The sequence below is a fragment of the Paenibacillus stellifer genome, assembly GCF_000758685.1.
GTDB lineage: Bacteria > Bacillota > Bacilli > Paenibacillales > Paenibacillaceae > Paenibacillus_AQ > Paenibacillus_AQ stellifer.
This window is the reverse complement of the sequence record NZ_CP009286.1, coordinates 4854580-4880720: the sequence shown is the minus strand read 5'-3', so window position 1 is coordinate 4880720 and position 26141 is coordinate 4854580. Positions and strand designations below refer to the sequence as shown.

Sequence of the window (26141 nt, the reverse complement as noted above, 5' to 3'; positions counted from 1 at the left end):
ATGGGACAGACGACGGCGGGGAACCGGAACAGCTGCCTGCTGCACGGCGCGCTTCAGACGATTCGGGCGATCGAGGGGGCGGTGCCAATCATTCACTCTTCCGCCGGCTGCGGTGTGCAGCAGTATTTGGGAGGAAGCACACTCAGCGGCAACGGCGGCTCGGGCAGCGGCGGCGGACTCAGCGTTCCATCCACCAATTTTCTGGAGCGGCAGGTTGTGTTCGGCGGCACGTCGAGGCTGAGGGAGCAGCTCAAGAACACCGTCAAGATCAAGGCGGGAGACTTCTATGCCGTTCTGACGGGCTGCACGCCGGAGCTGGTCGGGGACGATGTGCCGGCGATGACCAAAGAGCTGCAGGAGCAGCAGGTGCATGCCATCCATCTCGGCACTCCGGGTTTCAAGGGCAGCGTTCATAACGGCTATACTGCCGCGCTGCTCGGCATTTTGCGGCAATACGACAAGCTGGGGGTAACTGAAGGGAATCGAAACGGCCGTCTGGTCAATTTGTTCGGCGTAATTCCGGAGCAGGATGTGCACTGGAGAGGCAATTTAGCGGGGCTGAAGCTCAGCTTTGAGGACGCGGGAGCCGAAGTCAATGTCATCTTCGGTCCAGATGCGGCAAGGAAAGAATGGGCGGCGCTTCGGCAGGCGTCGCTCAACGTCTCCTTCTCGGTCCATAGTCTGGAGATTTGCGAATGGCTGGAGCGGCATGCGGGCATTCCCTATGTGCATTTCGACGGCTATCCGGTGGGAGTGGCGCAGACAGGGGAGGTGCTGCGCTGCGTGTTGAATCAGCTTGACCTGGAGCCGGATGCGCTGGAGACGCAGATCAAGGCCCAGGAGCGGCGGGAACGCTATTACATCCGCGAGCAGGCGGACGCCTATTACCGCTACGGCTTCCAGAAGAGGCTGGCCGTCGTCGGCGACAGCTCAGCCGCAATAAGCCAGGCCCGGTTTCTGGCCGATCCGCTGGGCTTGCTGCCGGTTCTGATCGTCATTACCGACAACCTGCCGGAGTCGGCGCAGGAACGGATTGTCCATGGCTGGCAGGAACGGCATTCCGGGCTTGAGACGAGAATCGTCTTTGAAACTGACGGACAATTGATTGAGGAACTGCTGCTGGAGGAGGACATCGAGCTGCTGCTGGGCAGTACGATCGAACGAAAAACCGCGGAGCGCAAGGGAATTCCGTTCATTCCCGTGTCGTTCCCGGTTGCGGAGGAGCTGGTGCTTACCCGGGGCTTCGCCGGATTTGGCGGCGGCATCGCGCTGCTGGAGACAGCGGGGAGCGGAATCATCAGGTTCGCGAAAATACGCAGGGAGCTGGAACCGCATCAAATCATGAAGGGGGACGCGAGAGATGAGCAGGGAGCACATCCGAAGCCGGCTTTTTCAGGAGCTGAGCATTAAGAATGAGGTGAATGTGGAGGGAGTGGCGGCCGATCCGGCCATTTTCCAGCATCTCGATCTTGGAGGCGCGCATCAGGAGCAGGTGCATCTGTGCTTTGAAATGGACCATGAAACCCATGAGGGCTTCGATCTGCCTACCGGGTACATTACGCCGGGCGGGCTGCGGGTCGCCTTTCACTGGGACAGCAGATCGGACTTCCGGATCGTCTATGACAGCTGCGAATATGTCCTGACCCATAAGGGAAAAGAACTCTTCCCTGTTACCTTCGACAAGCGGCCCGCCTATTACGGACTTGAGGCCTCGGACGGAACGCCATTCTCCCGGATTGCCGGCTATTCCTCCGGCTATTTGGACGGCGGGACCGTCTCCATCGCGTACAGCAATGAATGCTCGCTGAAGGAGAAGGGCCAGGACTGCCTGTTCTGCAACATTAACGCGACCAAGGATACGTATTCCGAAATTCAGGGCATCAAGTGGAAAAATCCAAGGCAGATCGGTGAAGCCGTTGCGGCGGCTTATCGGCTCGACGGCGTCACCCATACGAACCTGACGGGAGGCTTCGTGCCGGAGCGGCGGGAGGTCGACTACTACATTGACGTGGCCGAAGCCATCCAGGAGAGCACGGGGCTTCAGGACTTCAATGGGACTGCGGTCATCGGGGCTCCGCTGGATCTTGGTATTATCGACCGCTACAAGGAAGCGGGCTTTCGGACGCTCGCGATGAATCTGGAAATGTGGGACCCGGCATTCTATGCCGCGATCCTGCCGGGCAAGGTTGCGGAATGCGGCGGCCGGGAGCATTGGATCAAGGCCATTGAATACGCCGCGAAAGTGTTCGGCAAGGGCAAGGTGCGGTCAGGCTTTGTTGCCGGCATCGAGCCTAAGCGGGCGACGCTGGAAGGCGTGGAATACTTCGCTTCCATCGGAGTATTGTCCCTGACAGGCGCCTGGACGCCGAACCCTGGGTCGGCGCTGGAGGGCCACCGGACACCGCATGCGGAGTGGCATCTCGATATGGCCTACAAATGCCATGATATTTTCAAAAGATACGGCTTCACCTATCAGGACTATTTCGACATCGCGCCAAGCCCGAACTTCCTGATTCACGATCTGTTCGCGATCGACGAAGAACGGGTTCCGGCGTTTGGCGGGGACAAGCGGGAGCAGCCGGTATAAGGAGACCGTATCGCTTAAAGGCCCGACGTATGGGCCCCCGCAGGATAAACAAGAAACGCAGATGCATTCCACAAAGGCGGCATGATGCGTTTTTTCTTTTTATTTTATCGTTGACAGCCTGTGTGAATGATGTTATTTTAATAATCACAAATCGCATAAAAATACTATGAATTAAATCACAGGACGCTGACTGTTTAAGCAGAGGCGCTGTGTCCATTTGGACATGGCGCCTTTTGTTTGGAGTTTCATTCTGCTGGCCGGATTTAATTTGATGGGGGAGGAAGAGGATTTATGGGCGAGGCGCTGCTGGAAATCTCCAGCCTGAACAAGTCGTTTGATACCAAAAGCGGTCCCGTGCAGGCGCTCCGGGAAGTTGATCTCCGGGTGGAGAAAGGAGAATTCATCACAGTTATCGGTCCAAGCGGCTGCGGCAAAAGCACGCTGCTGCGCATTATCGCCGGCCTGGATGCCGGCTATGACGGCACGGTGAAGCTGGGTGGAGCGGAGATTGGCGGCCCCGGCGTCGATAAAGGTTTTATTTTTCAGGAGCATCGCCTGTTTCCCTGGCTGACTGTGGAGAAGAACATCGCTTCCGATCTGTCCCTGCGAAGTCCCGAAGTCCGGAAGAAGGTGGATGAACTGATCGGGCTGGTGAAGCTGAAGGGATTCGAGAAGGCCTATCCCCGCGAGCTGTCGGGCGGCATGGCCCAGCGGGTGTCGATCGCGCGGGCGCTGCTCCGGAATCCGAAGATTCTGCTGCTCGACGAACCGTTCGGCGCGCTGGATGCTTTTACGAGAGCGCATATGCAGAGTGCTCTGCTGGACATTTGGCGGAACAATGGAACGACGATGATTCTCGTCACGCATGATATCGACGAAGCGGTCTTCCTGGGCAGCCGGGTGGTCATTCTGGACCCCAGACCGGGAAAAATCCGCAAGGTCGTACACATCGATCTTCCGTATCCCCGCAAAAAAGCGTCAACCTCCTTTCAGGAGCTCCGGCTGAAGGTGCTGAGCGAGTTCGAGAAGGTGGAGGAACTGGAGCTGACCGACGGAGCAGGGATTTAGTCGCTCATAAATCCGATTTAATCTATTGGAATTGTAATTAATTGTAAATGGAGGATTGATGTTCCGATGAGCAATCGCGCTGCCGTTGTCCGAACGCCGGGAAGACCCGGACGAAGCACGCAGGTGCTTCTCGGTCTGCTGGTTCCGGCTGTGGTACTCGGCCTCTGGCAGATCCTCGGACAGAACGGCTGGATCTCCGATCTGCTGTTTCCGACACCCTATACGATACTGACCTCTCTCGTCTCGCTAGCAGGTTCGGGCGATTTATGGATCAACCTCAGAGTCAGCGCCGCCCGGGCGTTCTCCGGCTTTGTGCTTGGCGGCGGTCTTGGACTCTTCTTCGGCATTCTGGTCGGCCTGTTCAAGCGGTCGGAGAAGCTGCTTGATCCTTCATTCCAGATGATCCGCATGATTCCGAGCCTCGCGGTCGTTCCGCTGTTCATTCTCTGGTTCGGCATCGGGGAGGAATCGAAGGTGCTGCTCATTGCGAAGGGTGCTTTTTTCCCTATCTATATCAACACTTTCGTGGCCATACGCGGGGTGGACAACAAGCTGTTCGAGGTTGCTCGGGTGCTCGGCTTCGGCTGGTTCAAACAGGTCACGAAGCTGGTGCTTCCGGCGGCGGTTCCCGGCATCATGCTCGGCGTAAGATTGTCGCTCGGATTGTCCTGGCTGGGTCTGGTGGTTGCCGAATTGATCGCCTCGACATCCGGTATCGGCTACATGATGTCCGATGCCCGGCAATTTGCCGATACACCGGTCGTCTTCGTCGGCATTCTGGTCTTCGCGGTCTGCGGCCTGCTGAGCGATGGGGCGGTCCGTCTCGCGGAACGGCGGCTGCTGCGGTGGAAAGAAAGTCATTAGGTTAAGGAAAGGAGTATGACGATGAGTGAAGGAGCCAAGGCGCTGTTTCGGGCGGGAGCCAAGACTGCCGAGGAAAGCGTCCGGTCTGATACGAAGCGAAAGCCTGCTGTTCTGAGGAAGGCTGAGCCGAGGTGGAGAGCTTATCTCTCGGATCTAGGTGCCGGGGCGCTGATCCCGGTCATTGTGGTGGTGCTCTGGCAGGCCGGTGCCAGCACCGGGTGGCTGTCGCCTGAATTTCTGCCCTCGCCGCTGACCATTGTCCAGTCATTCATAGAGCTGACGGTGTCCGGCGGTCTGGCGCATCATCTGGGCGTCAGTCTCGGGCGGGCCTTCCTGGGCTTTCTGATCGGCGGCGCGGCCGGGCTGCTGCTCGGAGTGCTGAACGGTCTGTTCCGCAGCGCCGAGTATTTGCTTGATCCCGGCATCCAGGTGCTGCGGCTTGTCCCGCATCTGGCGATCGCCCCGCTGATCATTCTCTGGTTCGGCTTCGGCGAAGTTTCGAAGGTAGCCATTATTCTGAGCGGTTCATTCTTTCCGCTCTACATTAATACCTTCCTGGGAATCCGGCACAGCGATCCCAAGCTGCAGGAGGTTGGACGGGTTCTGGGCTTCACACCGTTTCAACGGCTGCGGCGGCTGATTCTGCCATCGGCGCTGCCGAACATCCTGCTCGGGGTGCGGCTCTCCCTCGGCGTCGCCTGGATCGGTCTGGTCGTCGCCGAACTGATCGGCTCCCAGTCGGGAGTGGGATTTCTCATTAATGAAGCGAAACAGAATTCCAACACGCCGGTTATCTTCGTCGGCATTTTGATCTTCGCTGTAATCGGCAAGCTGATTGATTCGCTGGTACGGTTGCTGGAACGCAAGTTTTTGTCCTGGCGGGACAGCTATTCGGGCTAGCGAGAGAATTGCCCCGGCGCAAAGGCGCCGTCACATATTTCAACTTCTAAGTCCAGCGGTATGATGTCAAGTCCCTGAGTTGTGCGAATTGGAAATTTCCCAGGCTCATCAAGGAAGAAGTCACGAAAAAAGGCGCATCGAAACAAACCCAGCCGAAAATTCAATCATATACCAGAATTTTACTGGGAATTTGGTGAAGGACTTGGCAAAGAAGGCGTTAATTCTTCGCGCTATTCACCTTCCTTCGAGGCGTATAGAGTTGGCCGTTGCGTAGCAGCACATCGACCAGACGCACGAGTTTTCTTGCCGTTAAGACGAGGGCGCGTTTGTGTTGATTTCTGGGCACTTCGTTATATTTCTTCCGGTAGTACTCACCGAATTCCTCATCGCGCAATCGAACGGAGTTGGCAGCTTCAACCAGGTAGTAGCGCAGGAATCGATTGCCGGATTTGATGCGCGCGGTGTGTTCGGCTTCGAAGGCGCCGGACTGATGCTTTCGCCATGTAAGGCCGGCATACTTGGCCACGGCGGCCTGATCCTTGAACCGTTCGATGTCGCCGAGTTCCCCGAGCAGGCCGGCGGCGTAGACCTTGCCGATGCCGGGTGCGCGCCCGGGATGCCGTCCAGAATGCGTTCAATGGCCTTGTCCAGATCCTTGAGTTGCTTCTGGATGCTGCGGATGGACTCGATGGACGTGCCGAGCACAAGGTCAATGGAATCTTCCACGACCTTCGACAACCGGTAGGAGGCGCGGGCGGCTTGCTGGATGCAGCGAGCCACACGTTCAGGGTCGGGGAAGCGATTCCGCCCCTTGTCCCGCAGATAGTCAGCCAGGTCGGTAACATTCATCTCGGCAATGTCATCGAGGCTGAACTTCTCCGAGAGCATTTCCATGAGGGCGTGGCCGAATACTGAACTGTCCACTTCGGTGGTGAAGGCATTGCACTTGTAGAACAGGTTCTGCAAGAAGTATTGCTTCTCCCGGGCGAGGTTGTGCACCAAGTGGAAACGCATGCGCGTAAGGCGCTGGAGCGCGATATACTGCTCCTGCATGACGAGGGTGGTCGTCAGGCGGCCGAAGCGAAGGCGATCCGCAATGACCCAGGCATCCAGACGGTCGGTCTTGTCCATGTCGGCGTAAGCTTCGCGGAACTTGCAGATGAGCTTGGGGTTCAGCGTAAACACCTTGGTCTTGCGCTCACGAAGTGCCGGGTCCTGGTGGAAATACATGGCCGGGTGCCAGCTGTAGACGGAAGTGGCCTCAAGGCCGATGTGAATCTCAGATACGGCAAGCTTGTCCGCTGCGACCACGATACGATCGCGAAGGTGAGAAGCGCCGTGAAGGTTATTCGGGACGGTGAACGATTCGAAGTTGTCGCCGTCCGCGTTCATGAAACACGCTTCGAGCTCTTGGGAGCTCACGTCAATTCCGACAAAAAGCTTCAAGGGGAATTCCTCCTTTCATTTAGGGATTCAGGGAATGGACGCTCCGGGATGCCTCCGGCGCACGCGCCCAACCTCACCCTCGCGTATGAGAACACGCTTCGGTCCATGAGCTGCCCTGGGTCTGCTAAAGCCAGGCATGGGCTGCCGAAGGGAACAGCCAGCGGGTAAGAAGTTCGGACGCGTACCGGAGAAACAGACTTAGGGAGTAGATGAGACTACGGGAGGCGTAAGAATATCCCCGAATGAACCCTAAGATTCATTGTCCAGAAGCACGCCGGAAAGTCCAGTCCCTGTTCGATGTTCAAGGAGCAAGTGACTGGTAAATCTTCGAGTGGCCGCTAGTCCCCTCTGGGACTGGAAACTAGCTTATATAAGGCTTTTGAAAATACTATACGAGGAGGCCATAAGCATGACATTTGGAGCAGACAAGGGTGTATTGGAACTTAAGGCAGATGTCCTGATCCTCGGTGGAGGGCCCGCCGGCACATGGGCGGCTCTTGCGGCCGCGGCCAAGGGCGCTTCAGTTGTGCTGGCCGACAAGGGTTACTGCGGGTCAAGCGGCGCGACGGCTCCGTCCGGAACGGGTGTCTGGTATGTTGAGCCGGACCGGGAACTCCGTGAGAAGGCCAAGGCCAGCCGGTATACGCTGGGCGGCCAGCTGGCGGAGGACCGCTGGATGGACCGGGTGCTGGACCGGACCTACGAGAACATGAACCGGCTCGGCGTTTCGGGTTACCCGTTCCCGGTCGATGAATACGGCAGGCAGCACCGGCGGGGGCTGCAAGGCCCCGAGTACATGAGGCTTATGCGCAAGCTGGTCAAGAAGGCTGGCGTCCGCATTCTCGACCACAGCCCGGCGCTGGAGCTGCTCGCCGATGAGCATGGCGTGGGCGGCGCCTCCGGCGTCCGCACGCAGAGCGGCGGAACATGGAAAGTGACGGCGGGGGCGGTCGTAATCGCCACCGGAGGCTGCGCTTTCCTGAGCAAGGCGCTCGGCTGCAACGTGCTGACCGGCGATGGTCTGCTGCTGGCCGCAGAGGCCGGGGCATCGATGTCGGGCATGGAATTCTCCAACGCCTATGCCATCTGCCCGACGTTCTCCACTGTAACGAAGACGGCGTATTACAGCTACGCCAGCTTCTATTATGAGGACGGCAGCGTCGTGGAAGGAGCCGGCTCGAAGAAGGGGCGCTCCGTGATCGCCCGGAATCTGCTCGCCGGCCGCCAGGTCTACGCTAAGCTGGACCAGGCTCCCGAGGACTTGCAGCCGCTGCTGCGGGTCGCGCAGACGAACTTCTTCCTGCCCTTCGACCGGCTTGGCATCAATCCGTTTAAGGATGCTTTCCCGGTTACGCTTCGGCTGGAAGGAACGGTTCGCGGCACCGGAGGAATTCGCATAACAGACGAGAACTGCGGTTCCGGGGTGCCGGGTCTCTACGCCGCCGGCGATGCGGCGACCCGCGAGCTGATCTGCGGCGGCTTCACAGGCGGAGGCAGCCACAATGCCGCCTGGGCGATGTCGTCGGGCTCCTTCGCTGGCGAAGGGGCGGCCGACTATGCGCTGAGCCTCGGGGCCCGCGCCGCAGGGCGCAACCCGTCCGGACTGTCGTCCTCTACGCTGACCGCCCATGAGGGTGACCGGGGCTACCAGAACCGGACGGCGGAATACATCTCGGCCGTTCAGGACGAGGTGAAGCCTTACGATATTAATCTGTTCCGCACCGAGGCGGGACTTACGGCCTCACTGGACCGGCTGGACCGGCTGTGGGAGGAGCTGCGCGGCGGCGAGGTCGCCCTTACCGCCCACGGGCTGAAGCGGCGCGAAGCCGCCGCCATGACGGCGACGGCCCGCTGGATGTACGCTTCGGCGCTGGCGCGGACCGAGACGAGAGGCATGCACAAGCGCGAGGATTACAAGGCGCTTGACGACAGCCAGCATTACCGTCTTGTGAGCGGCGGGCTCGACGACATCTGGGTGTCTCCCGAAGCCGTGAAGGAGAGTGCGCTGTTATGATCGAGATTGTCAGCGCAGAGCGGTGCATCGGCTGCAATCAATGCGTGTCCGTCTGCCCGACCAACGTATTCGACAAGGGCGAGGCCGGGGTGCCGGTGATCGCACGCCAGAGTGACTGCCAGACCTGCTTCATGTGCGAGCTGTACTGCCCGGTTGACGCCCTCTATGTGGCGCCCGATGCGGAAGCAGCAACCGGTGTGACGGAAGAGCAGCTGTCTTCGGGAGAGCTGCTTGGGGGTTACCGGGCCAAGGTCGGCTGGGGCAAAGGGCGTCAGCCCGTAGCCAGCCACAGCTTTATGATTGATCTGTCCCGCCGTGCGGGATTTTAACAACAACGACTGATTTTTAATTACTGAGGGGAGAAATGGCAAATGACGCGCACTGGCAGAGAGATTCAAAGGGGAGAGGCGCGGGGCTTCCGGCTGGCGCTGATTACAGGCATGATTCTGATGCTGCTGGCGGTTACCGCCTGCGGAAATAACGGGAATGCCGGAAATCAGGCTGACGGAGCCGGCAAAGCGGAAGCGGCAGGCAGCGAGAGCAACAAGGCCAGTAACGTTCCCGCTGTGCTGAATTATGGATACATCGGAAGCAACAAGCTCAATCTGCCCGGCGGCGCCGAGGGCTGGGGCCTGTATAAGGGCATCATTCAGGAGGAATTGAAGAAGTACGGAATTACGGAAATCAAGCTGACCGGCTTTCCGAACGGTCCCGACCAGACGGAGTCGCTGATCAGCGGCCGGCTGGACTTCGGCTCCCTGGGTGACACGCCGGCGCTTATCGCCCGTTCCGGCGGGGCCAAGACCCGTCTGATCGGCCAGGGATCGGCCCATACAGTCGGCTATCTGATCGCGAAGAAAGACGGTCCGAAGACGGTGAAGGATCTTCAGGGCAAGACGATCGCGACTCAGAAGGGCTCGTTCATGCACCGGTATCTGGTTGGACTGCTGAAGCAGGAAGGCGTCACCGACTACAAACTGGTGCACATGCTGATACCGGACGCGACGGCGGCTCTTGCCCGGGGCGACATTGACGCGACGACGAACAACGGCGTTCAGGCTATCAAGCAGATCGACAGCGGATATCCGCTGCTGGATGACGCTACGAAGCATCCGGATCTGTTGGGGTCCAGCGTAACGGTCGTGTCCGAGGATTATTTAGCCAAGTTCCCGGATTTTCCGAAGGTATGGAACGAGGCCCGGGAGAAGGCGCTGGCCGACTTGAAGCAGCACCCGGATGAGTATTACAAGTTCCTGGCCGAAATCGGGGATACGACGACGGATATCGTCAAGCAGGTCAGCCCCATCGAAGATTTGAAGGATACAGCTTTTACCGATGACGGGCTGGCGCTGCTGGAAGGCACCAAGAGTTTCCTTGTTGAGGAGAAGCTGGCCAAGAAGGACTTCTCGATTGAAGAGTGGAAGATTAAATAATAGGGTAGGCCGGGTTATCCGGGAAGGCGGGCTGGGATGTTTGGCCCGTCTTTTTTTCTGGATTTCGCGGTTTTTCCGCGTTTTTTCTTGGATTTTCGCTGATTTTGTCGAATGCGAAGAGGCATTTTGGAGCATAACGAAATCACTGAAAACAAGCCTATTTTTCTATATACGATGCAAAAATAAGAGCTTATACTAAAGCTGCGCACCGTTTTCAGCAGGGTGGCTGCTCCCCCAGGGCATACTTAGTAACTTGAGAATTTATAGCTGGAGGAGAATGTATGAGTACTATTGACCTGGCGGGCCAGCTTTCCAATTACACGGGAAGATTGCTTCGGGAACGGTTCGGGAGAGGTCCCGAATCTGTATATGCTTCAATCGGAAAGCATTGTGTGGCGATGCATATCCGCAACTTCATGGGACCGGTGGAACGCTTTTTGCTAGGCAAGGAGGAGGAGCAGGCCTTTCGGTATACAAGGGAGCTGCTGATGAAATCGCTCCTGCCGGAACTTTCTTCTTATTTAAAGGACGAGTTGGATTTTGACGCCGGCGAGATTTTTTATGACTGGGGCATACATAACGCATCTGGGATGATTGTGGCGCTTGCTGAGGGATGTGAGGCTTCGGCCGACAGTTACGCGAGGCAGGAGGAAGTTCACGCCGAGATTAACGAGGTGAGCAGCAAGGTTCATAAACTCCCCAACCTGACAAGCTCCTGGTGGATCAATCCGCGCATGCTGATCATCAGGCGAGAAGGCATACTGATCCCGTTGGAGAAAGAACTGCTCGAGCTTGGCTATGAGAACACATTGAGGACGACCAAGCGGAAGATGGAGAAGCGTTATCTGGAGATGACGACGGTAGCCTCGCTGCTTGGCAAGGAATTGTCTGATATTTATGTGGACTGGGATTTCAACAAGGATACCAGCGTCATCGCCTATACGTTCAAATAAGATCACTTATCGGGTGGAAACGGGTCGGACATGCAAATGAGCCGAACGTGAGCCGGAGCAAGGGGGGAGCCCCTTTCTTCGGCTTTTTCATTTTCGCGGATAGGGTTCGGTTGGCAGACTCAAGCAAGGAGGGACGGTACAATTATGGAAGATCAGATGCAGAAGGTTCTGTATGTAGAGGACAACCTATTGAATATGGCGCTCATGCACCATCTCTTCAAGAAGAATCTGCCGTCCGTCCAGCTTCTGAAGGCTGAAACCGGTGAGCAGGGGCTGGAAATCGCCGAACAGCAGCTTCCCGACCTGATTATTATGGATATTGGCCTGCCGGGAATGAACGGCTATGAGACGCTGGAGTGTCTGCAGCGAAGCGCCGGCACCTGCGACATTCCGGTACTCGCGATCAGCGCGTTCGCCCAACTGTCGGATCTGGCCATGGCCCGGGATACGGGATTCGCCGGATACATTACGAAGCCGATTCAAGTGAGAGTCTTTACGGAGACCGTACAAGAACTGCTCGCCGGGGCGGGAAGATTGACTCGCAACTGACGCATTAGAAGTGCAAGCAAGCCTTGGGGAAAGGGCCGTCTTCTCTGTGTGAAAAGGCATACCAAGAGCATGGCCCGTACTGCTGATCAGCCTGGATTATTGGAATTGACTTTCGCCCGGATATGCCACATATTATTAGTACAGTTTTTAATTAATAGAGAGTTTACTATTCTTCTTAACTATTCCACAAACGGGCGGTGGATTGTTGTGACGAAGAACAATACGGATGGTTGTGAATATTCGCCGACCGGCTATGCCTACTCCAGGGCCGCTGAGGAAGAAGGACAGACCGTCGTCAAAGAGTCTACTCCCCCGCTGAATATCCTGGTGGCGGAGGATAACGAGGTGAACCAGATTGTGCTCCGAAAGATGCTGGAGAAACGGGGACATGCCGTATCCGTGGTATCGGACGGGCAGGAAGCCCTGGAGGTGCTCAAGACGAACACCTACGATCTGGTCTTCATGGACGTGCAGATGCCAAGGATGAACGGACTGGAGGCGGTCCGGGTGATCAAGGATACGATGCCGCCCGAAGCTATACCGGTCATTATCGCCGTCACGGCCAATGCGCTGAAGGAAGACCGCGAACGCTGTCTGGCCGCAGGTATGGATGAATACATCAGCAAGCCTGTGCGCAGCGAGACACTTCGAAGCGTAATTTCCAAATTCTTTTGAGATAGCCGCCGCCATTCGGTAACCTAACCGGAGGCGACGGTTTTTTTGTGACGTGGCCCAATTCCCAGTACCTTAAAACTATACATGGGAAAAAGGCAAGGTCCGTTCGTATCCTTTCACGACGGTCTTGCCTAATTTAGTTTTCAGACGAAAACCATTCTCCTACTGTTGCCATCTCCTGGATAAGTTGCATAATCTTAAATAATATAATACAATTCTTAAATTTATTTCATGAGGTTGTTGTGTATTATTATTTGGTAGTTACTATTAAAGGGGTTGTTTGCAGTTAATAGAAAAATGATCATATTATCTTCGTTGCTGCTTTTTAACATGCTGTTGGCTTGCAGCAGCCAGCAAAGCGGAACTTCTTATACAACTGCCTCAGAATCATCTGTGCAAGCAGCAACATCCTTTTTTCCAGAGATTACGGATACTCCTGCTGAAAAAAACGGGGATACCGTCAGCAAGTTTCCGAAATCTATTCTTTCTGATTCTATTTCTTTGGATTCTGTTGGAAGTACACCTTCCATTCGAGCAGAAACGGATCTTGAAGAGGGAAAGATATTAATGATTTCTGGGGACCGTGAAGAGCGTGGACATCTAATTGTTCCAAGTGTTTTGGGAGCTGAGGGCGATCAGACATTTCAGAGCAATTATAAAATTGTCTATCGGAAGGGAAATAATGATGAAGTTCTTTTGGAGTTGCCCGCCTTTTTGTATGTGCAGCCAACTGATAAAATAATACCTTTTGATAAAGTAAGCTTTAAGGAAGCAGACATTTTCTTGCTAACCCCGCAATATCGGACTGGGCACGGTCTTGAAGCGTATGTGTTCGCAGCAGATAAACAAAATGGGAATGTATTTCCTGTAGAGATTCGGAAGGGGAAAACAACTTCTAAAATGCTCTTGTATTCCGAACTGAACAGTCCCTTTAATCAAAACGAACAATTAGTTGTGTATCCTCCAATAGGAGCTGGTACGCCTGAACAGGACGCCAAGGAAATCCATTTTAAGTTAGACCTCCGCAATAAGCAATTAATTGCAAAATAAAAAATAGCTGCCCTAACTGATATACTCCCCATATACTAGACAGGCGAAATAATAAAAACCTGTTGCTGTATGGGGAGCGTTTTTAAGGATACCAAGAGGTATATGGATTAGAAAAACAAACGACCCTTCAAGAAATTGAACATATTTTAACTTCACGCTGATCAGGATTATTTGGAAAGAGCCTTCTCGCAATACCAAACTATCGAGAAGTATCAGATTGCGAGTCGAACCCAACTCTCAAACTGGATAAAGAAGTATAGTGGTCATAGCAGCAGCTTTACAGTTGGCTCAGGGGGAATCAGGATTTTCCTGACTGCACATGAAATCTTGGCACGGGGCCTATACTAAACAGGTATGAAATCCAACCTTGGTGAGGACTGAAATCATGAACAAGCAGTCAGCTTCGGAGAAGCAGGGAAAGCTTAAATGGTGGCAGTTGTCCCTGCTGGGAGTCGCGGGCACGATCGGGACGGGATATTTTCTGGGATCGGGTCTTGCGGTCATGATCGGCGGCCCTGCCGTAATTATCGCGTACGTACTTGCGGCTGCGGGAACCTACGTCGTCTTTGACGCGCTGTCGCGCATGACGGCAGATCATCCGGAGCAGGGTTCCTTCCGGTCCTATGCGCAGCAGGCCTTCGGGAACTGGGCAGGATTCGGCAGCGGATACATCTACTGGTGCTCCGAACTGCTGATTATGGGCAGCCAACTGACGGCTTTGTCCATTTTCTCGCGCTTCTGGTTCCCCAACGTTCCCATGTGGATGTTCGCGGCAGGCTTCGGACTGCTGGGCCTTATCATCGTCTTCTTCGGCAACAAGGGCTTTGATAAGGTCGAGAATGTGCTGGCGGTTATAAAAATTGCGGCCATCCTCATGTTTCTGATAATCGCAGCCGGACTCTTGGCGGGCTGGATCGACGGCGGGCATTATAAGCCTAATGTGCCAATGAGCAGGCATGAGCTTTTTCCGAAAGGCTTGATGGGATTATGGACGGCATTTATCTACGCCTTTTACGCCTATGGAGGCATCGAGGTACTGGGCATCATGTCTTACCGTCTGCGGAAGCCGGAAGAAGCTCCCAAGGCGGGCAAAATCATGCTGCTCCTGCTGGGTGGGGTCTATGTGATATCTATCGGCTTGGCTGTCTCAATGGTTCCCCACGGAGAGTTCAATCCGAAGGAAAGCCCGTTCGTACTGGCGCTCAGCAGCGACCATCTCAAATTCGTGCCCCATGTCTTCAACGGCGTTCTCATCATTGCAGGCTTCTCGACCATGACTGCATCGCTGTATGCCGTTACGTCCATGATGATAACCCTGGCCCGGGAAGGAGACGCTCCCGCTCTATTCTCGCGCAAGCTGAAGGATAAGTATCCGCTGCCGGCCCTATGCCTCATTACGGCCGGACTCGCGGCCACAATCGTCATGTCGCTGCTCATGCCCGGGAAGGTGTATGAATATATCACCACGGCCGCCGGATTGATGCTTCTCTATAACTGGTCGTTTATTCTGCTGTCCTCCAGCAGGCTGCTTAAGCCGGTGAAGCTTGGAAGATTCAAGCGTTGGTGCGGCCTGATCCTTATTGCAGCGGCGGTGAGCGGAACGCTCTTTCATCAGGACAGCCGGCCCGGCTTCTTCATCAGTCTGCTGCTGGTTGCTGTGATCGCTGGTTGCGATGCAGTTCTTCAGTATGTTCGAAAGCGGCGCAAGAACGGAGAAAAGGGACGCGGACCCCGCAACCCTTTGGAATCAGCCGAACATGCCACGCTGCCGGGCACGGCATTTCGGATCAAGGGATTGCGGCTGCGCAGATCGCGATCTCCGCATTAAGGGAAGAAGAGCATGCGCGCAGCCTGATAGCCGAAATAGAGGCCGAAGCCGATGAGCGTCAGTCCGGACAGCAGCGACAGTCCCTTAAGGAACCGCTCAGTCAGCAGCCGGCGGAAGATGCTCGCCGCTCCCGCCATGCAGAAGTCCCATATCAGTATCCCGAGAACGATGCCCACGCTGTAGAACAGCAGCAGCCGCATCGGATACTCTTCCGCTGCCTGGGCGAGGACGGAGCCGTAAATGCCCAGCCAGAACAAGATGGACAGCGGATTGAAGAGCGACATCAGAAGTCCCGATAAGTATGACTTGCCGAGACGCGAATCTTCGCCTCCCCTGTAACCGTAGACGGACGTGCCGCCCGCATTCTTAACGCTCTCGAGTCCGGTATAGGTGAGGACGAAGAAGCCGAATAGCCATAGGCAAGCCTTGATGTACGGATATTCAAGCAGCCTGATTACTCCAAAATAGACCAGCAGCATGTAGAGAATATCGGCGCAGACCGCCCCTAGCCCGACGAACCAGGCGTGCAGAAAGCCGCTCCGGATGCCCTTGTCCAGCTGTGCGGCGTTGATGGGTCCGATCGGAGCGGACAGCGATATACCGAGAATCATATAGCCGAAAAAAATACCCACTTTCACAATCTCCTCGCCAATTAATGGATCACCTGTCTTATCCTATTCAGCGAGCGTGGCCTGTACCACTAATTTAGCAACCTGCCCAATCAGCATATATTCTCTTGCAACCTTCCGGATTATCCTTTAGAATATGACAATACGCTAATGACATTGACGAAGAGAGTAAGCGTCCATACGGATCTGGACAGGGAGGGCATGCCGGAGATTGAGAGCTGCCTCTGAGACGGAGACGCCGAAGTTCACTTCATAGTCGGATTCCCGAAGTGCCTTTTTAGGCTATGTGTAAGGATTCCCGCGCCCCGCGTTACCGGGTCAAAGACAGAGCTTCTTCAGACGTTTGGCGGATTCCCCGAATCCAGTCAAAAGCGTAGATGTCTCTAAATAAGGGTGGTACCACGGCTCCTCGTCCCTTGACGAGGAGCCTTTTTGCGTATATTGCGTATATTTATTTGAGAAAAAGGAGTGCAGATGAACATGAGCAACGCCGAATTGGAGCAATTGAGAAACCGTCTGGACGAAATCAACAGCGAACTGCTGAAGCTGATTTCGGAACGCGCGACTGTGGTGCAGGACATCGGAGCCGTTAAGGAGAAGCAGGGGGTGCCGAAGTTCGATCCCGAGCGGGAGAAAAAGATGCTGGATAAGCTGGTCGAAGAGAACAAGGGTCCGTTCACGGAAAGCACGATCCGTACGCTGTTCAAGCAGATCTTCAAGGCTTCCCTTGATCTGCAGAGCACCGAGCACAAGAAGAACCTGCTCGTCAGCCGCAAGACTCGCAAGGAAGACACCCTCATCCTTCTTCCGCAGGATGTCGTGGTCGGCGGAAATGCCTCGCTGATGGTGGCGGGACCTTGCTCCGTCGAGAGCGAGCAGCAGACGCGCACGGTGGCGGCCGCTCTGGCCAAGGCCGGTATCAAAGTAATGCGCGGCGGTGCGTTCAAGCCCCGCACCTCGCCTTACGATTTCCAGGGCCTCGGCATGGACGGCCTCCGCATTCTGCGTGAAGCAGCCGACGAGTACGGCCTGCTCACGATCAGCGAGATCGTAGACCCGGCGCATATCGAGCCTTCGCTCGACTATGTCGACATCATCCAGATCGGCGCCCGCAACATGCAGAACTTCGAGCTGCTGAAGGCTGCCGGCGAAGTGAACAAACCGGTGCTGCTGAAGCGCGGTCTGGCAGCGACGATGGAGGAATTCCTGCATGCAGCCGAGTACATTCTGTCCCGCGGCAACACTCAGGTTATGCTGATCGAGCGCGGTATCCGCACCTATGAGAAATGGACGCGCAACACGCTCGACATTTCCGCAGTGCCGATTCTGAAGCAGGAGAGCCATCTGCCTGTGCTGGTCGACGTGACGCATTCTACCGGACGCAAAGACATCCTCGTGCCTTGCGCCAAGGCCGCGCTGGCGGCCGGAGCCGACGGCATTATGGTTGAGGTCCATCCGGACCCTGCAACGGCGCTGTCCGATGCGGCGCAGCAGCTTAACATCGACGAATTCAACACCTTCTTCAATGACGTGAAAGCCTCCGGCCTGTTCCGCGAATAGTCGGAAAGTCCGCAGCTGTCTTCCATAAGGCCTCCGGGGTTCGCACCCCGGGGGCTTTTTTGCGTAGATGGCCATAAGTGTGCCCGCTGTTTGGTTTCAAATTATCGGATAAGCAGGGACTAGGCCGCAGCGGAGACTATGGGTGTAGATTACGTGAATTACGTGAACAGATGCTTACACGCGGATTATCCGTTATTGTTGCGACCGATCCCTCGGAACTTCCGTATATTGTTCATAACGTGCACAGCAGGGCTGGTGGATTCCGAAGCAAGGACGGCCGGAACAATCCGCTGGAAGAGCCGTGCAATTATGGAGGGGGAATGTTTGTGAGTAGCACCGAATTGAATCCCAAAATGAAATCCTGGCGTCCGGGAAAAATGATCGGCGTGGCTGTAGCTGTTGTTCTTGTGCTGCTGATTGGAGGCAATGCGTACTCTTCGGTCGAATACGGTCATGTCGGCCTGTACAAAACCTTCGGGAAGCTCGACGACCAGGTGCTGTCTCCAGGCATACATCTTAAAATTCCGTTCATCCAATCCATTATTCAGGTCAACACCCAGGTCACCAAATCGGAGACCGATACGTCGGCTTCCTCCAAGGATCTTCAGCCCGTATCGACGCATGTGGCGGTGAACTATTCCGTGAACAAGGAATCGGCTTTCAATCTGATGAACAATATCGGGGGCCGCTTCGATTCTGTCATCATCAACCCCGCCATTCAGGAAATCGTCAAGGAAGTGACGGCCCGCTATCCAGCGGAAGATCTGATTACCCGCCGGGATATCGTAGCCGGAGAGATCAGCGAGCTTCTGACCAAGCGTCTGGCCAAATACGATCTCATCGTCAACGATATCAACATCGTCAACTTCAAGTTCTCCGATGCCTTCAACCAGTCGATCGAAGCCAAGCAGGTAGCTCAGCAGCAGGCGCTGAAGGCGGAGAACGATCTGAAACGGGTCCAGATCGAAGCGAAGCAGAAGGTCGCCCAGGCTCAAGCCGAAGCCGAGTCACTGAAGCTGAAGAAACAGGAGGTTACGCCCGAACTGGTGCAGCTTAAGCAAATCGAGGTGCAGGAGAAGGCACTGGACAAATGGGACGGTAAGCTGCCGAGCGTAACGGGCGGAGCTACGCCATTCATTGATTTGGACTCTCTGGCGTCTAAATAAGCGGGAATGGTCCGCTCTATTACCTTCAATCCCCAAGAAAGGCTCTTCGGTCTGCGTGACCGGAGAGCCTTTTGACGGTAGCTATAGGCATGTTGGCGTCAATCGCTGCGATGTTCGGGTTCTGACAATTGAACAGCCAGCCTGCGCAAGCAAGGAATTCGGCTGCCGCGCTTAAGCGAGAGCTTTGCAAAGAAAGCCTCCTGATTGTATGATTACAGAGATATCAGGAACTTCACTGAATTGAATTAATGGAGGAACGCATATGAGCGAGAGCAATCTGACACGCATGATCGACCATACGCTGCTTAAGGCGGATGCCCGTAAGGAAGATATCATCAAGCTGGCCGAGGAGGCCAAAACCTATAAATTCGCTTCCGTCTGCGTCAACCCGGCTTGGGTGGCGACGGCGTATGAGGTGCTGAAGGATACGCCTGAAGTGAAGGTCTGTACCGTCATCGGCTTCCCTCTGGGAGCTTCGACGCCTGAGACGAAGGCTTTTGAGACGGAGAATGCTATTCAGGCTGGAGCCGAGGAAGTGGATATGGTCATCAATATCGGTGCGCTGAAGAGCGGGGATGACGAATGGGTGAAGCGGGATATCGCCGCCGTAACGGGAGCAGCCCGCGGCAAAGCGCTGACCAAGGTCATCATCGAAACCTGCCTGCTGACGGACGAGGAGAAGGTTCGCGCCTGCAAGCTGGCAGTCGAAGCCGGAGCCGATTATGTCAAGACCTCGACCGGCTTCTCGACAGGAGGGGCGACCAAGGAAGATATCGCCCTGATGCGGCGGACCGTGGGTCCGAATATTGGTGTGAAGGCGTCCGGCGGGGTCCGCAGCGCTGAGGATGCTCTGGTGATGATCGGAGCAGGCGCAACGCGAATCGGAACAAGCGGCGGCGTCGCCATCGCCAAAGGCGAGCAGAACATCAGCGGATACTGAGTTCATGCCCTCTGCGAACGCGTATTTAGTGATAGGGCCGAAGGGACAACCCCTTTCGGGCTTATCCTGCAATGTAAATTGAAAGCGATAACAAAAATAAATTTATAATTCTCATTGGAATAATAAGATTTACTCTTTTCAAATGGAAATGTTTGTGAGAGAATAGGAACAAATTCGAGCGCTCACCCGCTTCCCATTGAATAAAAGGAGGATTTTTGATGCCAGAACAACCGAAGCTTTCGTTTGAAACCCTTGCTGTCCATGCCGGACAGGAAATCGATCCCACCACCTTCTCCCGGGCGGTTCCGCTCTACCAGACGACGTCCTATGGCTTCCGCGACACCGAGCATGCCGCCAATCTATTCGGGCTTAAGGAGTTCGGCAACATTTATACCCGGCTGATGAATCCGACTACCGATGTGTTCGAGCAGCGGATCGCTGCTCTGGAGGGAGGCGTAGGTGCGCTTGCCACAGCGTCCGGTGCAGCCGCCATCTCCTTCTCCATTCTGAATATCGCCGGAGCCGGCGACGAGATCGTATCTTCGGCGAGCCTGTACGGCGGAACGTACAATCTGTTCTCCACAACGCTTCCGAAGATTGGCATCAAAGTGAGCTTTGTCGATCAGAGCGACCCTGAGAACTTCCGCAAGGCGATTACGGCGAATACGAAAGCTCTGTACGCCGAGACGATCGGCAATCCGAAGGGCGATATCCTCGACATTGAAGCGGTAGCGGCCATCGCGCATGAGCACGGCATTCCGCTGATCGTCGATAACACCTTCCCGAGCCCGTACCTGCTCCGGCCGATCGAGCATGGGGCGGATATCGTCGTTCACTCGGCGACGAAATTCATCGGAGGACACGGCACCTCAATCGGCGGCATCATCGTCGACGGCGGCAAGTTCGACTGGGCGGCCAGCGGCAAATTTCCGGGACTCACGGAGCCGGATCCGAGCTACCACGGCCTCGTCTATACGGAAGCGCTTGGTCCGGTCGCTTATATTATTAAGGCCCGCGTACAACTGCTTCGCGACTTGGGCGCTTCGATCTCGCCGTTCAATTCCTGGCTGCTCTTGCAGGGGCTTGAGACGCTGCACCTGCGCCTGGAGCGACACAGCGAGAATGCTCTGAAGGTTGCGCAGTATCTGGAGAACCACAAAGATGTGGAGTGGGTGAGCTATCCGGGACTGCCTAGCCATCCTTCCTATGAGCTGGCACAGAAATATTTGCCGAAGGGGCAGGGAGCCATCCTGACGTTCGGCATCAAGGGAGGCGCGGAGGCTGGAACGCGTGTTATCGAGAATGTAAAACTGTTCTCGCATCTGGCCAATGTCGGGGATTCGAAGTCGCTGATCATCCATCCGGCCAGCACGACCCATCAGCAGCTGTCAGCGGAAGAGCAGGTGTCGGCAGGGGTATCGCCGGAACTGATCCGCCTGTCGATCGGCACGGAAGCGATTCAGGATATTATCGCGGACCTGGAGCAGGCGATCCAAGCTGCAGTTGCCGTCCCGGCCCAATAACAGCCATCTTCCAATTTCAGTCTTCCGGCACTTCTGCAAGCCGCTTTGTCCGCTCCCGCAGGGTAAGCGTAAATCAATCGGTCCTTCGCGACACACGGGCTGCATAATTTGCGGTAACCTTCCGTAAGCATGTAAAGAGACCTTCAATACAGACTGCAGACCTTTTGTCAGGACCGGCTGAGGCGCGGCCCATAGGCCGCGCCTCAGCCGGTTAATTATAGGAAAGGGCAGGTGCGAACAATGGGGGATAAGCAATGGCGGGGAAATGAGGCCGGCGGTGCGCTATCGGCCGGAACAGCGGCCGAGTGGCTGAAAGAAGGAGGCGCTTATCTGCCTCCATCCTTAAGAGGACTGCGTCCGGCCTTTCTTGTGCTGCCCGAAGGCAGGGAGGATCGTCCTTCCGGACGCGAGCCGGCGGCATCCGGGCCCAGACTGATCCGTTCGGAGGAGTGGCTGAAGAGCTCAGGTCCGCTGTATGAAGCCTGGCTCGCCAGCGAAGGGGAGCAGGAGGCGGAGCAAGCTCTGCGCCGGATCTGCTATCGGCTGCGCGACGAGGCCGCCGCACAGTTCACTGGAGGAGGCGGCGCCTGGACCGCGGCAGCACTTCCGGTGCTTCCGGAGCTAAGCGACCGGCCGGACTTGCTGGCGGCGCTTCAGGATGCAGTGTTGGAAGCGCTTTTTCGGGCGGTGGGCGAGCGGCAGCGCGGGGGCGGCGACGCCCGCCTGGACCTGCTGGCGTCCTACCCCGCCAGCGCCTGGGAATTCGCGGCTGCGCGCGAATTCATCGAGTCGGTGGCCGAGCAGCTTCTCGGCCACCGGTACGCGGCGGCGTGCCGCATCGGGGCGCTGATCGCCCCGGACATCCCGCCCGCCGCCGCGCTGGAAATCGGGCGCACCGCCGATTTCCTGGTGATCGACGGCGCGGCGGCTGGAGCCGCGCCGCTTGACGCCGCGAGCTTCGCTAATGCGGCGGAGGGCATAGCAGCCGCCGTGCGGCGGGTGAAGCCCGCGGCGGCCGTGTTCGCCGCCGGAGCGCCGGCGGCGGAGGCGCTGGCCGATCTGTATCGGATCGGCCTGAACGGGATCTTCTGCGCCCCGGCCCAGCGGACGGAGGCGCTGCTGCGGGCGGCATGCCTGGTCTGGATGGACCGGCATGAGAGCGGAGGGAGCGCGTCTGCGGCAGAGCTGTAATCCGCGTGCCATCCCGCTAGAATGGAAGTAGCTTAATTCATCTGGGAGGTGTCCCGGCCTTAGGGCTGTCGGGACACCTCTTTTCGTCTTTCAGCGGTCGGATGAAGAAGTCCAACCGGCAAGATGTTTCATTTTAAAATGCTAGTCCGATCCAATCATTCGTTGAAAAAAGCGCGTGGCACCACTTCGCCAAAGGGAATAATTTCATCCTGCTGCTGAATCGGCAGAATACGTTCTAACCGGTCAAATCCCTCTAGATTATTAAAGGCTGCCCTCCATTTGCCTCCAGCGGCTGCTTTTTCTCATAAATTGCATGCTCACATGCTCCATATCCTTCTTAATGGTTTCGGCGTAGCCAAGCTGTTTGTACAAACGGATGGTATCGGTGAAGGACGAGCCTGTAAATATTTCGAAACAGTCATTGGGCTGAATTCGCGTCTCGATTTCGAGCATCAAGGCCCGGCCGAACCCTCTTCTCTGATAATCGGGGTGTACGATTAGGCGGCCAATGTGGCATACGCCTTGATCATCAAGGCGGGCGCGGACAGAACCCGTAATCATTCCGTTATCTGTTTTTTTTAGGAATAGCGAGCTTGTAAATTCTGCTTCGATGCTGACAAGCGTTTGGGTAAGCGGTGCGAGGTTATAGTTGCCGACAGCAGCTGCTACAGACTGGAAAGAGAGTTTCTGCAGCCTCAGGATTTCCGGCAAATCCGTTTTCTGCGCTTGTTCAATCATGTGAACCTCCTATATTTTTCGTGTATGGGATGATTTGGAGGTGATGTTAAAGCATAAAAAGATACCCGTCAATGAGAAAGATTCCTCTAGAAGTGAAGCTTTTTGAATGATCATCTTATTCGGAATATTATGGAACTGGTCATTTCTTGATTCTATACGGGGTACCCGACCTGCCTCGCAGGCTGCGAGCAATACTTCTTAGAGACATTCTCACAGATAAGCCTATGGGGCCGCCAATTACCTGGAGAATGAATTTTTTTAATCATTTATGATTTGGACATGACCCAGACTAGCGGTACGCTGCTCCTTGAAGGAGGCGGGAAGGTTGTTGATGCAGCCGTAAAGAATGGAAGCGGATGATCATCATGACATCCCACGAAATTTCCGACAAGTCTTAGCCGTTTAGCTGGGTCATTCAACCTTAAGTGAGCGGTGGAGCTGTTCACTATTGCGTAGAACTTGGTATCGATTCCATCCATTTACCGACTCTTGGGCTTATAGGATTTGGACTGGAACGCTTCAAAAGAGAAAACCTCACCCTCAAGTCTGCCTTCGTCGAGGGTGAGGTTTTTTGAGGGTATCCTCCGCACCAGGAAGTACCCGGCGCCATTCGGCGGCACTTTTTTCCGCAAAACGGGCTTCCACCGTTTACAAAAATCGAAAAAGGGGTATATACTAAGTATAAGTTGCATTAAGGAAAACAAGTTGTACCATGGAAACAATGATTTTCATTCTCAATTAACATGCTGTCCCGGCATAGCCGGGGCAGCATGTGTCATTTTAAGGGCTGTAAGAATGGCTCTCATTATCAGTGAATGCTGCTCTTCGCCCAAACATATAAAAAAGGAGTGTCTGACATGCAGGAAGCCAAACAATTGCCAAGAATCGCAGCATATGAAGAACAGAAGAAACCGGGTGCGCCTAAAGGCAGGCGATTTGATCCCAAGGAAATGCTCCAGAATACGGAGATGAGAGCCGCGCTCGGAAGCGGAGCGCTAATGCTTCTCGCCTGGAGTATTCATTCATCGTTCGCGACGGTGTCGATTCTGCTCTATATCGCGGCCTATACGGTCGGCGGATGGATCAAAGCGAAGGAAGGGGTCGAGACGCTCGTTAAAGAGCATGATCTTGATGTCAACCTGCTGATGATTGCGGCTGCGCTGGGTGCAGCGGCGATCGGCTACTGGAACGAAGGAGCCATGCTGATCTTTATCTTCGCCATGAGCGGGGCGCTGGAGAGCTATACGATGGACCGCAGCCGCAAGGATATCTCCGCGCTGATCGCGCTGAAGCCGCAAACGGCTGTGCGCATCGACCAGGGCGCCATGAACGAGGTGTCGATTAACGATCTGGCTGTCGGCGATCTCCTGCTCGTGCGTCCGGGCGAACTGATTCCCGCCGACGGCCTCGTGTACCGGGGCGAATCCTCGGTTGACCAATCCTCGATTACAGGGGAATCGGTGCCGGTGGAGAAATATGCCGGAGACGATGTGTTCGCGGGTACGCTGAACGGCGAAGGCGCGCTGTATGTCGAAGTAACCAAATCGGCGGAGAACACGCTGTTCGCGAAGATCGTTAAGATGGTGGAAGATGCCGAGGAGGAAGTGCCGGAATCCCAGCGCTTTATCAAGCGGTTCGAGTCCATTTACGCCCGGATTGTCGTCTTGCTGACGGTGCTCTTGATCGCGCTGCCGCCTTTTGTCCTGGACTGGTCGTGGAACACAACCTTCTATAAAGCGATGGTCTTTCTGGTTGTAGCTTCTCCCTGTGCTCTGGTATCGTCGATTATGCCCGCCATGCTGTCCGCCATTTCCAAGAGCGCCCGCCGGGGCATTCTGTTCAAGGGAGGCGCGCATTTGGAAAATATGTCCCGCACCGCCGTCGTCGCGTTCGACAAGACGGGAACGCTGACCGAGGGCACGCCGCAGATGACTGACTTCATTGTCGGTGAAGGCTATTACCGTCAGGAGCTGCTGACCGTATGCGCTTCGATTGAAAGCCTGTCCCGGCATCCGCTTGCCGATGCCATCGTCCGGGCCGCCGACGAGGAATGCCTCGAGCTTCGCAGTGTAACGGATTCGCGTTCGCTGACAGGCTGGGGAGTGGAGGGCACAGTCAGCGGGAAGCTGTGGAAGATCGGCAAGTCGAATGTTCTGGATCAGGCTGAACTGTCCGGAGCGGCCGCCGGCGCAGATGCGGTGGATGAGCCCGGAGCCCGGCTGAACGATGAGGGCCTCTCTATTTGGAGAGAGCGCCGCGCCGAACTGGAGAAGGAAGGGAAGACGGTCTCGGTCATCCTGGACGGAGACAAGGTTGCGGGCATGATCGCGCTGCAGGATACGGTGCGCACCGAGGCGGCTGAAGCGGTACGCAAGCTGCAGGCGCTTGGCATCAAGGTCGCGATGCTGACCGGAGACCGTGAGGCGACGGCCCGGGCGATCGGAGCGAAGACCGGTGTCGATCTGGTCTTTGCCGACCTTCTGCCCGAGGATAAGGTGAAGCATATCGCCGCTCTCCGGGAGCAATACGGGCCTACGGTTATGGTCGGCGACGGGGTTAATGATGCGCCCGCTCTTGCGCAGGCCACGGTCGGTATGGGCATGGGGATGAAAGGCAGCGGTGCGGCTCTTGAGGTAGCCGATGTGGTGCTGATGAACGATAATATTGAAGAGATAGCATCGACCATCTCGCTGGCCCGCCGTTCGCAGCGGATCGTGAAGCAGAATATGACTTTTGCGATCTCGGTGATCGTGCTGCTGATTCTCAGCAATTTTATCGAGGGAATTGCCCTGCCGTTCGGGGTTGTCGGTCATGAAGGCAGTACCATCCTGGTTATTCTGAACGGCCTGCGGCTGCTTCGCTAACCTTGCAAAAATTTAGATTCTAAAAATTAAATTGTTCACAAAATATTTTTTGAACTCGGGCCCATCGATATTGACATATTCTTCTCAACCTTTCATAATAAATATTACTTTATAATAATTCTAAACAAGCAAATCCCCGGCTCATCATTTGACGGTGGGGAGC

21 protein-coding genes and 1 pseudogene are annotated in these 26141 nt (G+C 55.7%); 19 read left to right on the top strand and 3 right to left on the bottom strand.

The genetic code is table 11. From position 1 onward, the window contains the following. The 5 genes from PSTEL_RS22520 to PSTEL_RS22500 all read left to right on the top strand — a co-directional run bounded on the left by PSTEL_RS22520 (position 1) and on the right by PSTEL_RS22500 (position 5419). Positions 1–1410 (top strand): nitrogenase component 1, encoded by a 1410-nt coding sequence (locus PSTEL_RS22520; protein ID WP_052098858.1) that lies wholly within the window; start codon positions 1–3, stop codon positions 1408–1410. Next, a complete protein-coding gene (locus PSTEL_RS22515; RefSeq protein ID WP_038698833.1) occupies positions 1361–2587 on the top strand; it encodes a radical SAM protein in 1227 nt (408 codons plus the stop codon). The genes PSTEL_RS22520 and PSTEL_RS22515 overlap by 50 nt, the downstream gene beginning before the upstream one ends. Positions 2588–2878: 291 nt before the next feature. Next, positions 2879–3655 carry an ABC transporter ATP-binding protein gene (locus PSTEL_RS22510; protein WP_038698831.1) on the top strand — a complete coding sequence of 259 codons (777 nt, stop codon included), beginning with the start codon at positions 2879–2881 and terminating at the stop codon, positions 3653–3655. A gap of 66 nt (positions 3656–3721) precedes the next feature. Beyond that, on the top strand, positions 3722–4519 hold the full coding sequence (locus PSTEL_RS22505; RefSeq protein WP_038698829.1) for an ABC transporter permease: 798 nt from the start codon (positions 3722–3724) through the stop codon (positions 4517–4519). 21 nt (positions 4520–4540) lie between these two features. After that, entirely contained in the window at positions 4541–5419 is an 879-nt protein-coding gene (locus PSTEL_RS22500) for an ABC transporter permease (RefSeq protein WP_038698827.1), read from the top strand. 217 nt (positions 5420–5636) lie between these two features. On the opposite strand, the pseudogene PSTEL_RS22495 reads toward PSTEL_RS22500, so the two are convergent. Next, positions 5637–6865, bottom strand: a pseudogene (locus PSTEL_RS22495) (IS110 family RNA-guided transposase). A gap of 409 nt (positions 6866–7274) precedes the next feature. Here PSTEL_RS22495 and PSTEL_RS22490 point away from each other — a divergent pair. The 8 genes from PSTEL_RS22490 (at position 7275) to PSTEL_RS22455 (ending at position 15367) form a co-directional block, all read left to right on the top strand. Then, a complete protein-coding gene (locus PSTEL_RS22490; protein WP_038698825.1) occupies positions 7275–8879 on the top strand; it encodes an FAD-dependent oxidoreductase in 1605 nt (534 codons plus the stop codon). Then, a complete protein-coding gene (locus tag PSTEL_RS22485; protein WP_038698823.1) occupies positions 8876–9208 on the top strand; it encodes a 4Fe-4S dicluster domain-containing protein in 333 nt (110 codons plus the stop codon). The genes PSTEL_RS22490 and PSTEL_RS22485 overlap by 4 nt, the downstream gene beginning before the upstream one ends. Before the next feature lie 42 nt (positions 9209–9250). Next, complete coding sequence (locus PSTEL_RS22480) at positions 9251–10312, top strand: ABC transporter substrate-binding protein (protein ID WP_038698821.1); 1062 nt, start codon at positions 9251–9253, stop codon at positions 10310–10312. 281 nt (positions 10313–10593) lie between these two features. Then, entirely contained in the window at positions 10594–11265 is a 672-nt protein-coding gene (locus PSTEL_RS22475) for a Na-translocating system protein MpsC family protein (protein ID WP_038698819.1), read from the top strand. A gap of 144 nt (positions 11266–11409) precedes the next feature. Beyond that, positions 11410–11814 carry a response regulator gene (locus tag PSTEL_RS22470; protein WP_052098851.1) on the top strand — a complete coding sequence of 135 codons (405 nt, stop codon included), beginning with the start codon at positions 11410–11412 and terminating at the stop codon, positions 11812–11814. A gap of 207 nt (positions 11815–12021) precedes the next feature. Then, the gene (locus PSTEL_RS22465; protein ID WP_038698817.1) at positions 12022–12489 is read left to right on the top strand and encodes a response regulator; all 468 of its coding nucleotides are present in this window, start codon (positions 12022–12024) and stop codon (positions 12487–12489) included. A 276-nt stretch (positions 12490–12765) separates the two neighbouring features. After that, positions 12766–13539, top strand: coding sequence for a hypothetical protein (locus tag PSTEL_RS22460; RefSeq protein ID WP_169744620.1), 774 nt, complete (start codon positions 12766–12768; stop codon positions 13537–13539). Between the two features lie 385 nt (positions 13540–13924). Continuing rightward, entirely contained in the window at positions 13925–15367 is a 1443-nt protein-coding gene (locus tag PSTEL_RS22455; RefSeq protein WP_084065267.1) for an amino acid permease, read from the top strand. Here PSTEL_RS22455 and PSTEL_RS22450 read toward each other — a convergent pair. Further along, entirely contained in the window at positions 15364–15999 is a 636-nt protein-coding gene (locus PSTEL_RS22450; protein ID WP_038698812.1) for a LysE family transporter, read from the bottom strand. The two genes, PSTEL_RS22455 and PSTEL_RS22450, sit on opposite strands and share 4 nt — an antisense overlap. A 477-nt stretch (positions 16000–16476) precedes the next feature. On the opposite strand from PSTEL_RS22450, the gene PSTEL_RS22445 reads away from it, so the two are divergent. The 5 genes from PSTEL_RS22445 to PSTEL_RS22425 all read left to right on the top strand — a co-directional run bounded on the left by PSTEL_RS22445 (position 16477) and on the right by PSTEL_RS22425 (position 22376). Then, positions 16477–17556, top strand: coding sequence for a bifunctional 3-deoxy-7-phosphoheptulonate synthase/chorismate mutase (locus PSTEL_RS22445; protein ID WP_038698810.1), 1080 nt, complete (start codon positions 16477–16479; stop codon positions 17554–17556). Between the two features lie 326 nt (positions 17557–17882). Then, positions 17883–18722, top strand: coding sequence for a prohibitin family protein (locus PSTEL_RS22440; RefSeq protein WP_342666533.1), 840 nt, complete (start codon positions 17883–17885; stop codon positions 18720–18722). A 262-nt stretch (positions 18723–18984) separates the two neighbouring features. After that, the gene (gene deoC, locus PSTEL_RS22435) at positions 18985–19662 is read left to right on the top strand and encodes a deoxyribose-phosphate aldolase (protein WP_038698808.1); all 678 of its coding nucleotides are present in this window, start codon (positions 18985–18987) and stop codon (positions 19660–19662) included. Positions 19663–19880: 218 nt separating this feature from the next. Then, positions 19881–21185 (top strand): homocysteine synthase, encoded by a 1305-nt coding sequence (locus PSTEL_RS22430; protein WP_038698806.1) that lies wholly within the window; start codon positions 19881–19883, stop codon positions 21183–21185. A 240-nt stretch (positions 21186–21425) separates the two neighbouring features. Continuing rightward, positions 21426–22376, top strand: a complete 951-nt coding sequence (locus tag PSTEL_RS22425) for a hypothetical protein (RefSeq protein WP_038698804.1) — start codon at positions 21426–21428, stop codon at positions 22374–22376. 261 nt (positions 22377–22637) lie between these two features. Here the strand turns inward: PSTEL_RS22425 and PSTEL_RS22420 are convergent, their stop codons facing one another. After that, positions 22638–23114, bottom strand: a complete 477-nt coding sequence (locus tag PSTEL_RS22420) for a GNAT family N-acetyltransferase (protein ID WP_038698802.1) — start codon at positions 23112–23114, stop codon at positions 22638–22640. 857 nt (positions 23115–23971) lie between these two features. Here PSTEL_RS22420 and PSTEL_RS22410 point away from each other — a divergent pair. Beyond that, the gene (locus tag PSTEL_RS22410; protein ID WP_038698798.1) at positions 23972–25978 is read left to right on the top strand and encodes a heavy metal translocating P-type ATPase; all 2007 of its coding nucleotides are present in this window, start codon (positions 23972–23974) and stop codon (positions 25976–25978) included. Positions 25979–26141: the final 163 nt, after the last annotated feature.

Excerpts from the sequence above, each read along its gene's own strand:
- PSTEL_RS22500 (WP_038698827.1), top strand. The coding sequence starts at position 4,541 with ATGAGTGAAGGAGCCAAGGCGCTGTTTCGGGCGGGAGCCAAGACTGCC.
- PSTEL_RS22475 (WP_038698819.1), top strand. The coding sequence starts at position 10,594 with ATGAGTACTATTGACCTGGCGGGCCAGCTTTCCAATTACACGGGAAGA.
- PSTEL_RS22505 (WP_038698829.1), top strand. The coding sequence starts at position 3,722 with ATGAGCAATCGCGCTGCCGTTGTCCGAACGCCGGGAAGACCCGGACGA.
- PSTEL_RS22515 (WP_038698833.1), top strand. The coding sequence starts at position 1,361 with ATGAGCAGGGAGCACATCCGAAGCCGGCTTTTTCAGGAGCTGAGCATT.
- deoC (WP_038698808.1), top strand. The coding sequence starts at position 18,985 with ATGAGCGAGAGCAATCTGACACGCATGATCGACCATACGCTGCTTAAG.
- PSTEL_RS22470 (WP_052098851.1), top strand. The coding sequence starts at position 11,410 with ATGGAAGATCAGATGCAGAAGGTTCTGTATGTAGAGGACAACCTATTG.
- PSTEL_RS22480 (WP_038698821.1), top strand. The coding sequence starts at position 9,251 with ATGACGCGCACTGGCAGAGAGATTCAAAGGGGAGAGGCGCGGGGCTTC.
- PSTEL_RS22420 (WP_038698802.1), bottom strand. The coding sequence starts at position 23,114 with ATGATTGAACAAGCGCAGAAAACGGATTTGCCGGAAATCCTGAGGCTG.
- PSTEL_RS22490 (WP_038698825.1), top strand. The coding sequence starts at position 7,275 with ATGACATTTGGAGCAGACAAGGGTGTATTGGAACTTAAGGCAGATGTC.
- PSTEL_RS22485 (WP_038698823.1), top strand. The coding sequence starts at position 8,876 with ATGATCGAGATTGTCAGCGCAGAGCGGTGCATCGGCTGCAATCAATGC.
- PSTEL_RS22445 (WP_038698810.1), top strand. The coding sequence starts at position 16,477 with ATGAGCAACGCCGAATTGGAGCAATTGAGAAACCGTCTGGACGAAATC.
- PSTEL_RS22410 (WP_038698798.1), top strand. The coding sequence starts at position 23,972 with ATGCAGGAAGCCAAACAATTGCCAAGAATCGCAGCATATGAAGAACAG.
- PSTEL_RS22520 (WP_052098858.1), top strand. The coding sequence starts at position 1 with ATGGGACAGACGACGGCGGGGAACCGGAACAGCTGCCTGCTGCACGGC.
- PSTEL_RS22425 (WP_038698804.1), top strand. The coding sequence starts at position 21,426 with ATGGGGGATAAGCAATGGCGGGGAAATGAGGCCGGCGGTGCGCTATCG.
- PSTEL_RS22430 (WP_038698806.1), top strand. The coding sequence starts at position 19,881 with ATGCCAGAACAACCGAAGCTTTCGTTTGAAACCCTTGCTGTCCATGCC.
- PSTEL_RS22510 (WP_038698831.1), top strand. The coding sequence starts at position 2,879 with ATGGGCGAGGCGCTGCTGGAAATCTCCAGCCTGAACAAGTCGTTTGAT.
- PSTEL_RS22455 (WP_084065267.1), top strand. The coding sequence starts at position 13,925 with ATGAACAAGCAGTCAGCTTCGGAGAAGCAGGGAAAGCTTAAATGGTGG.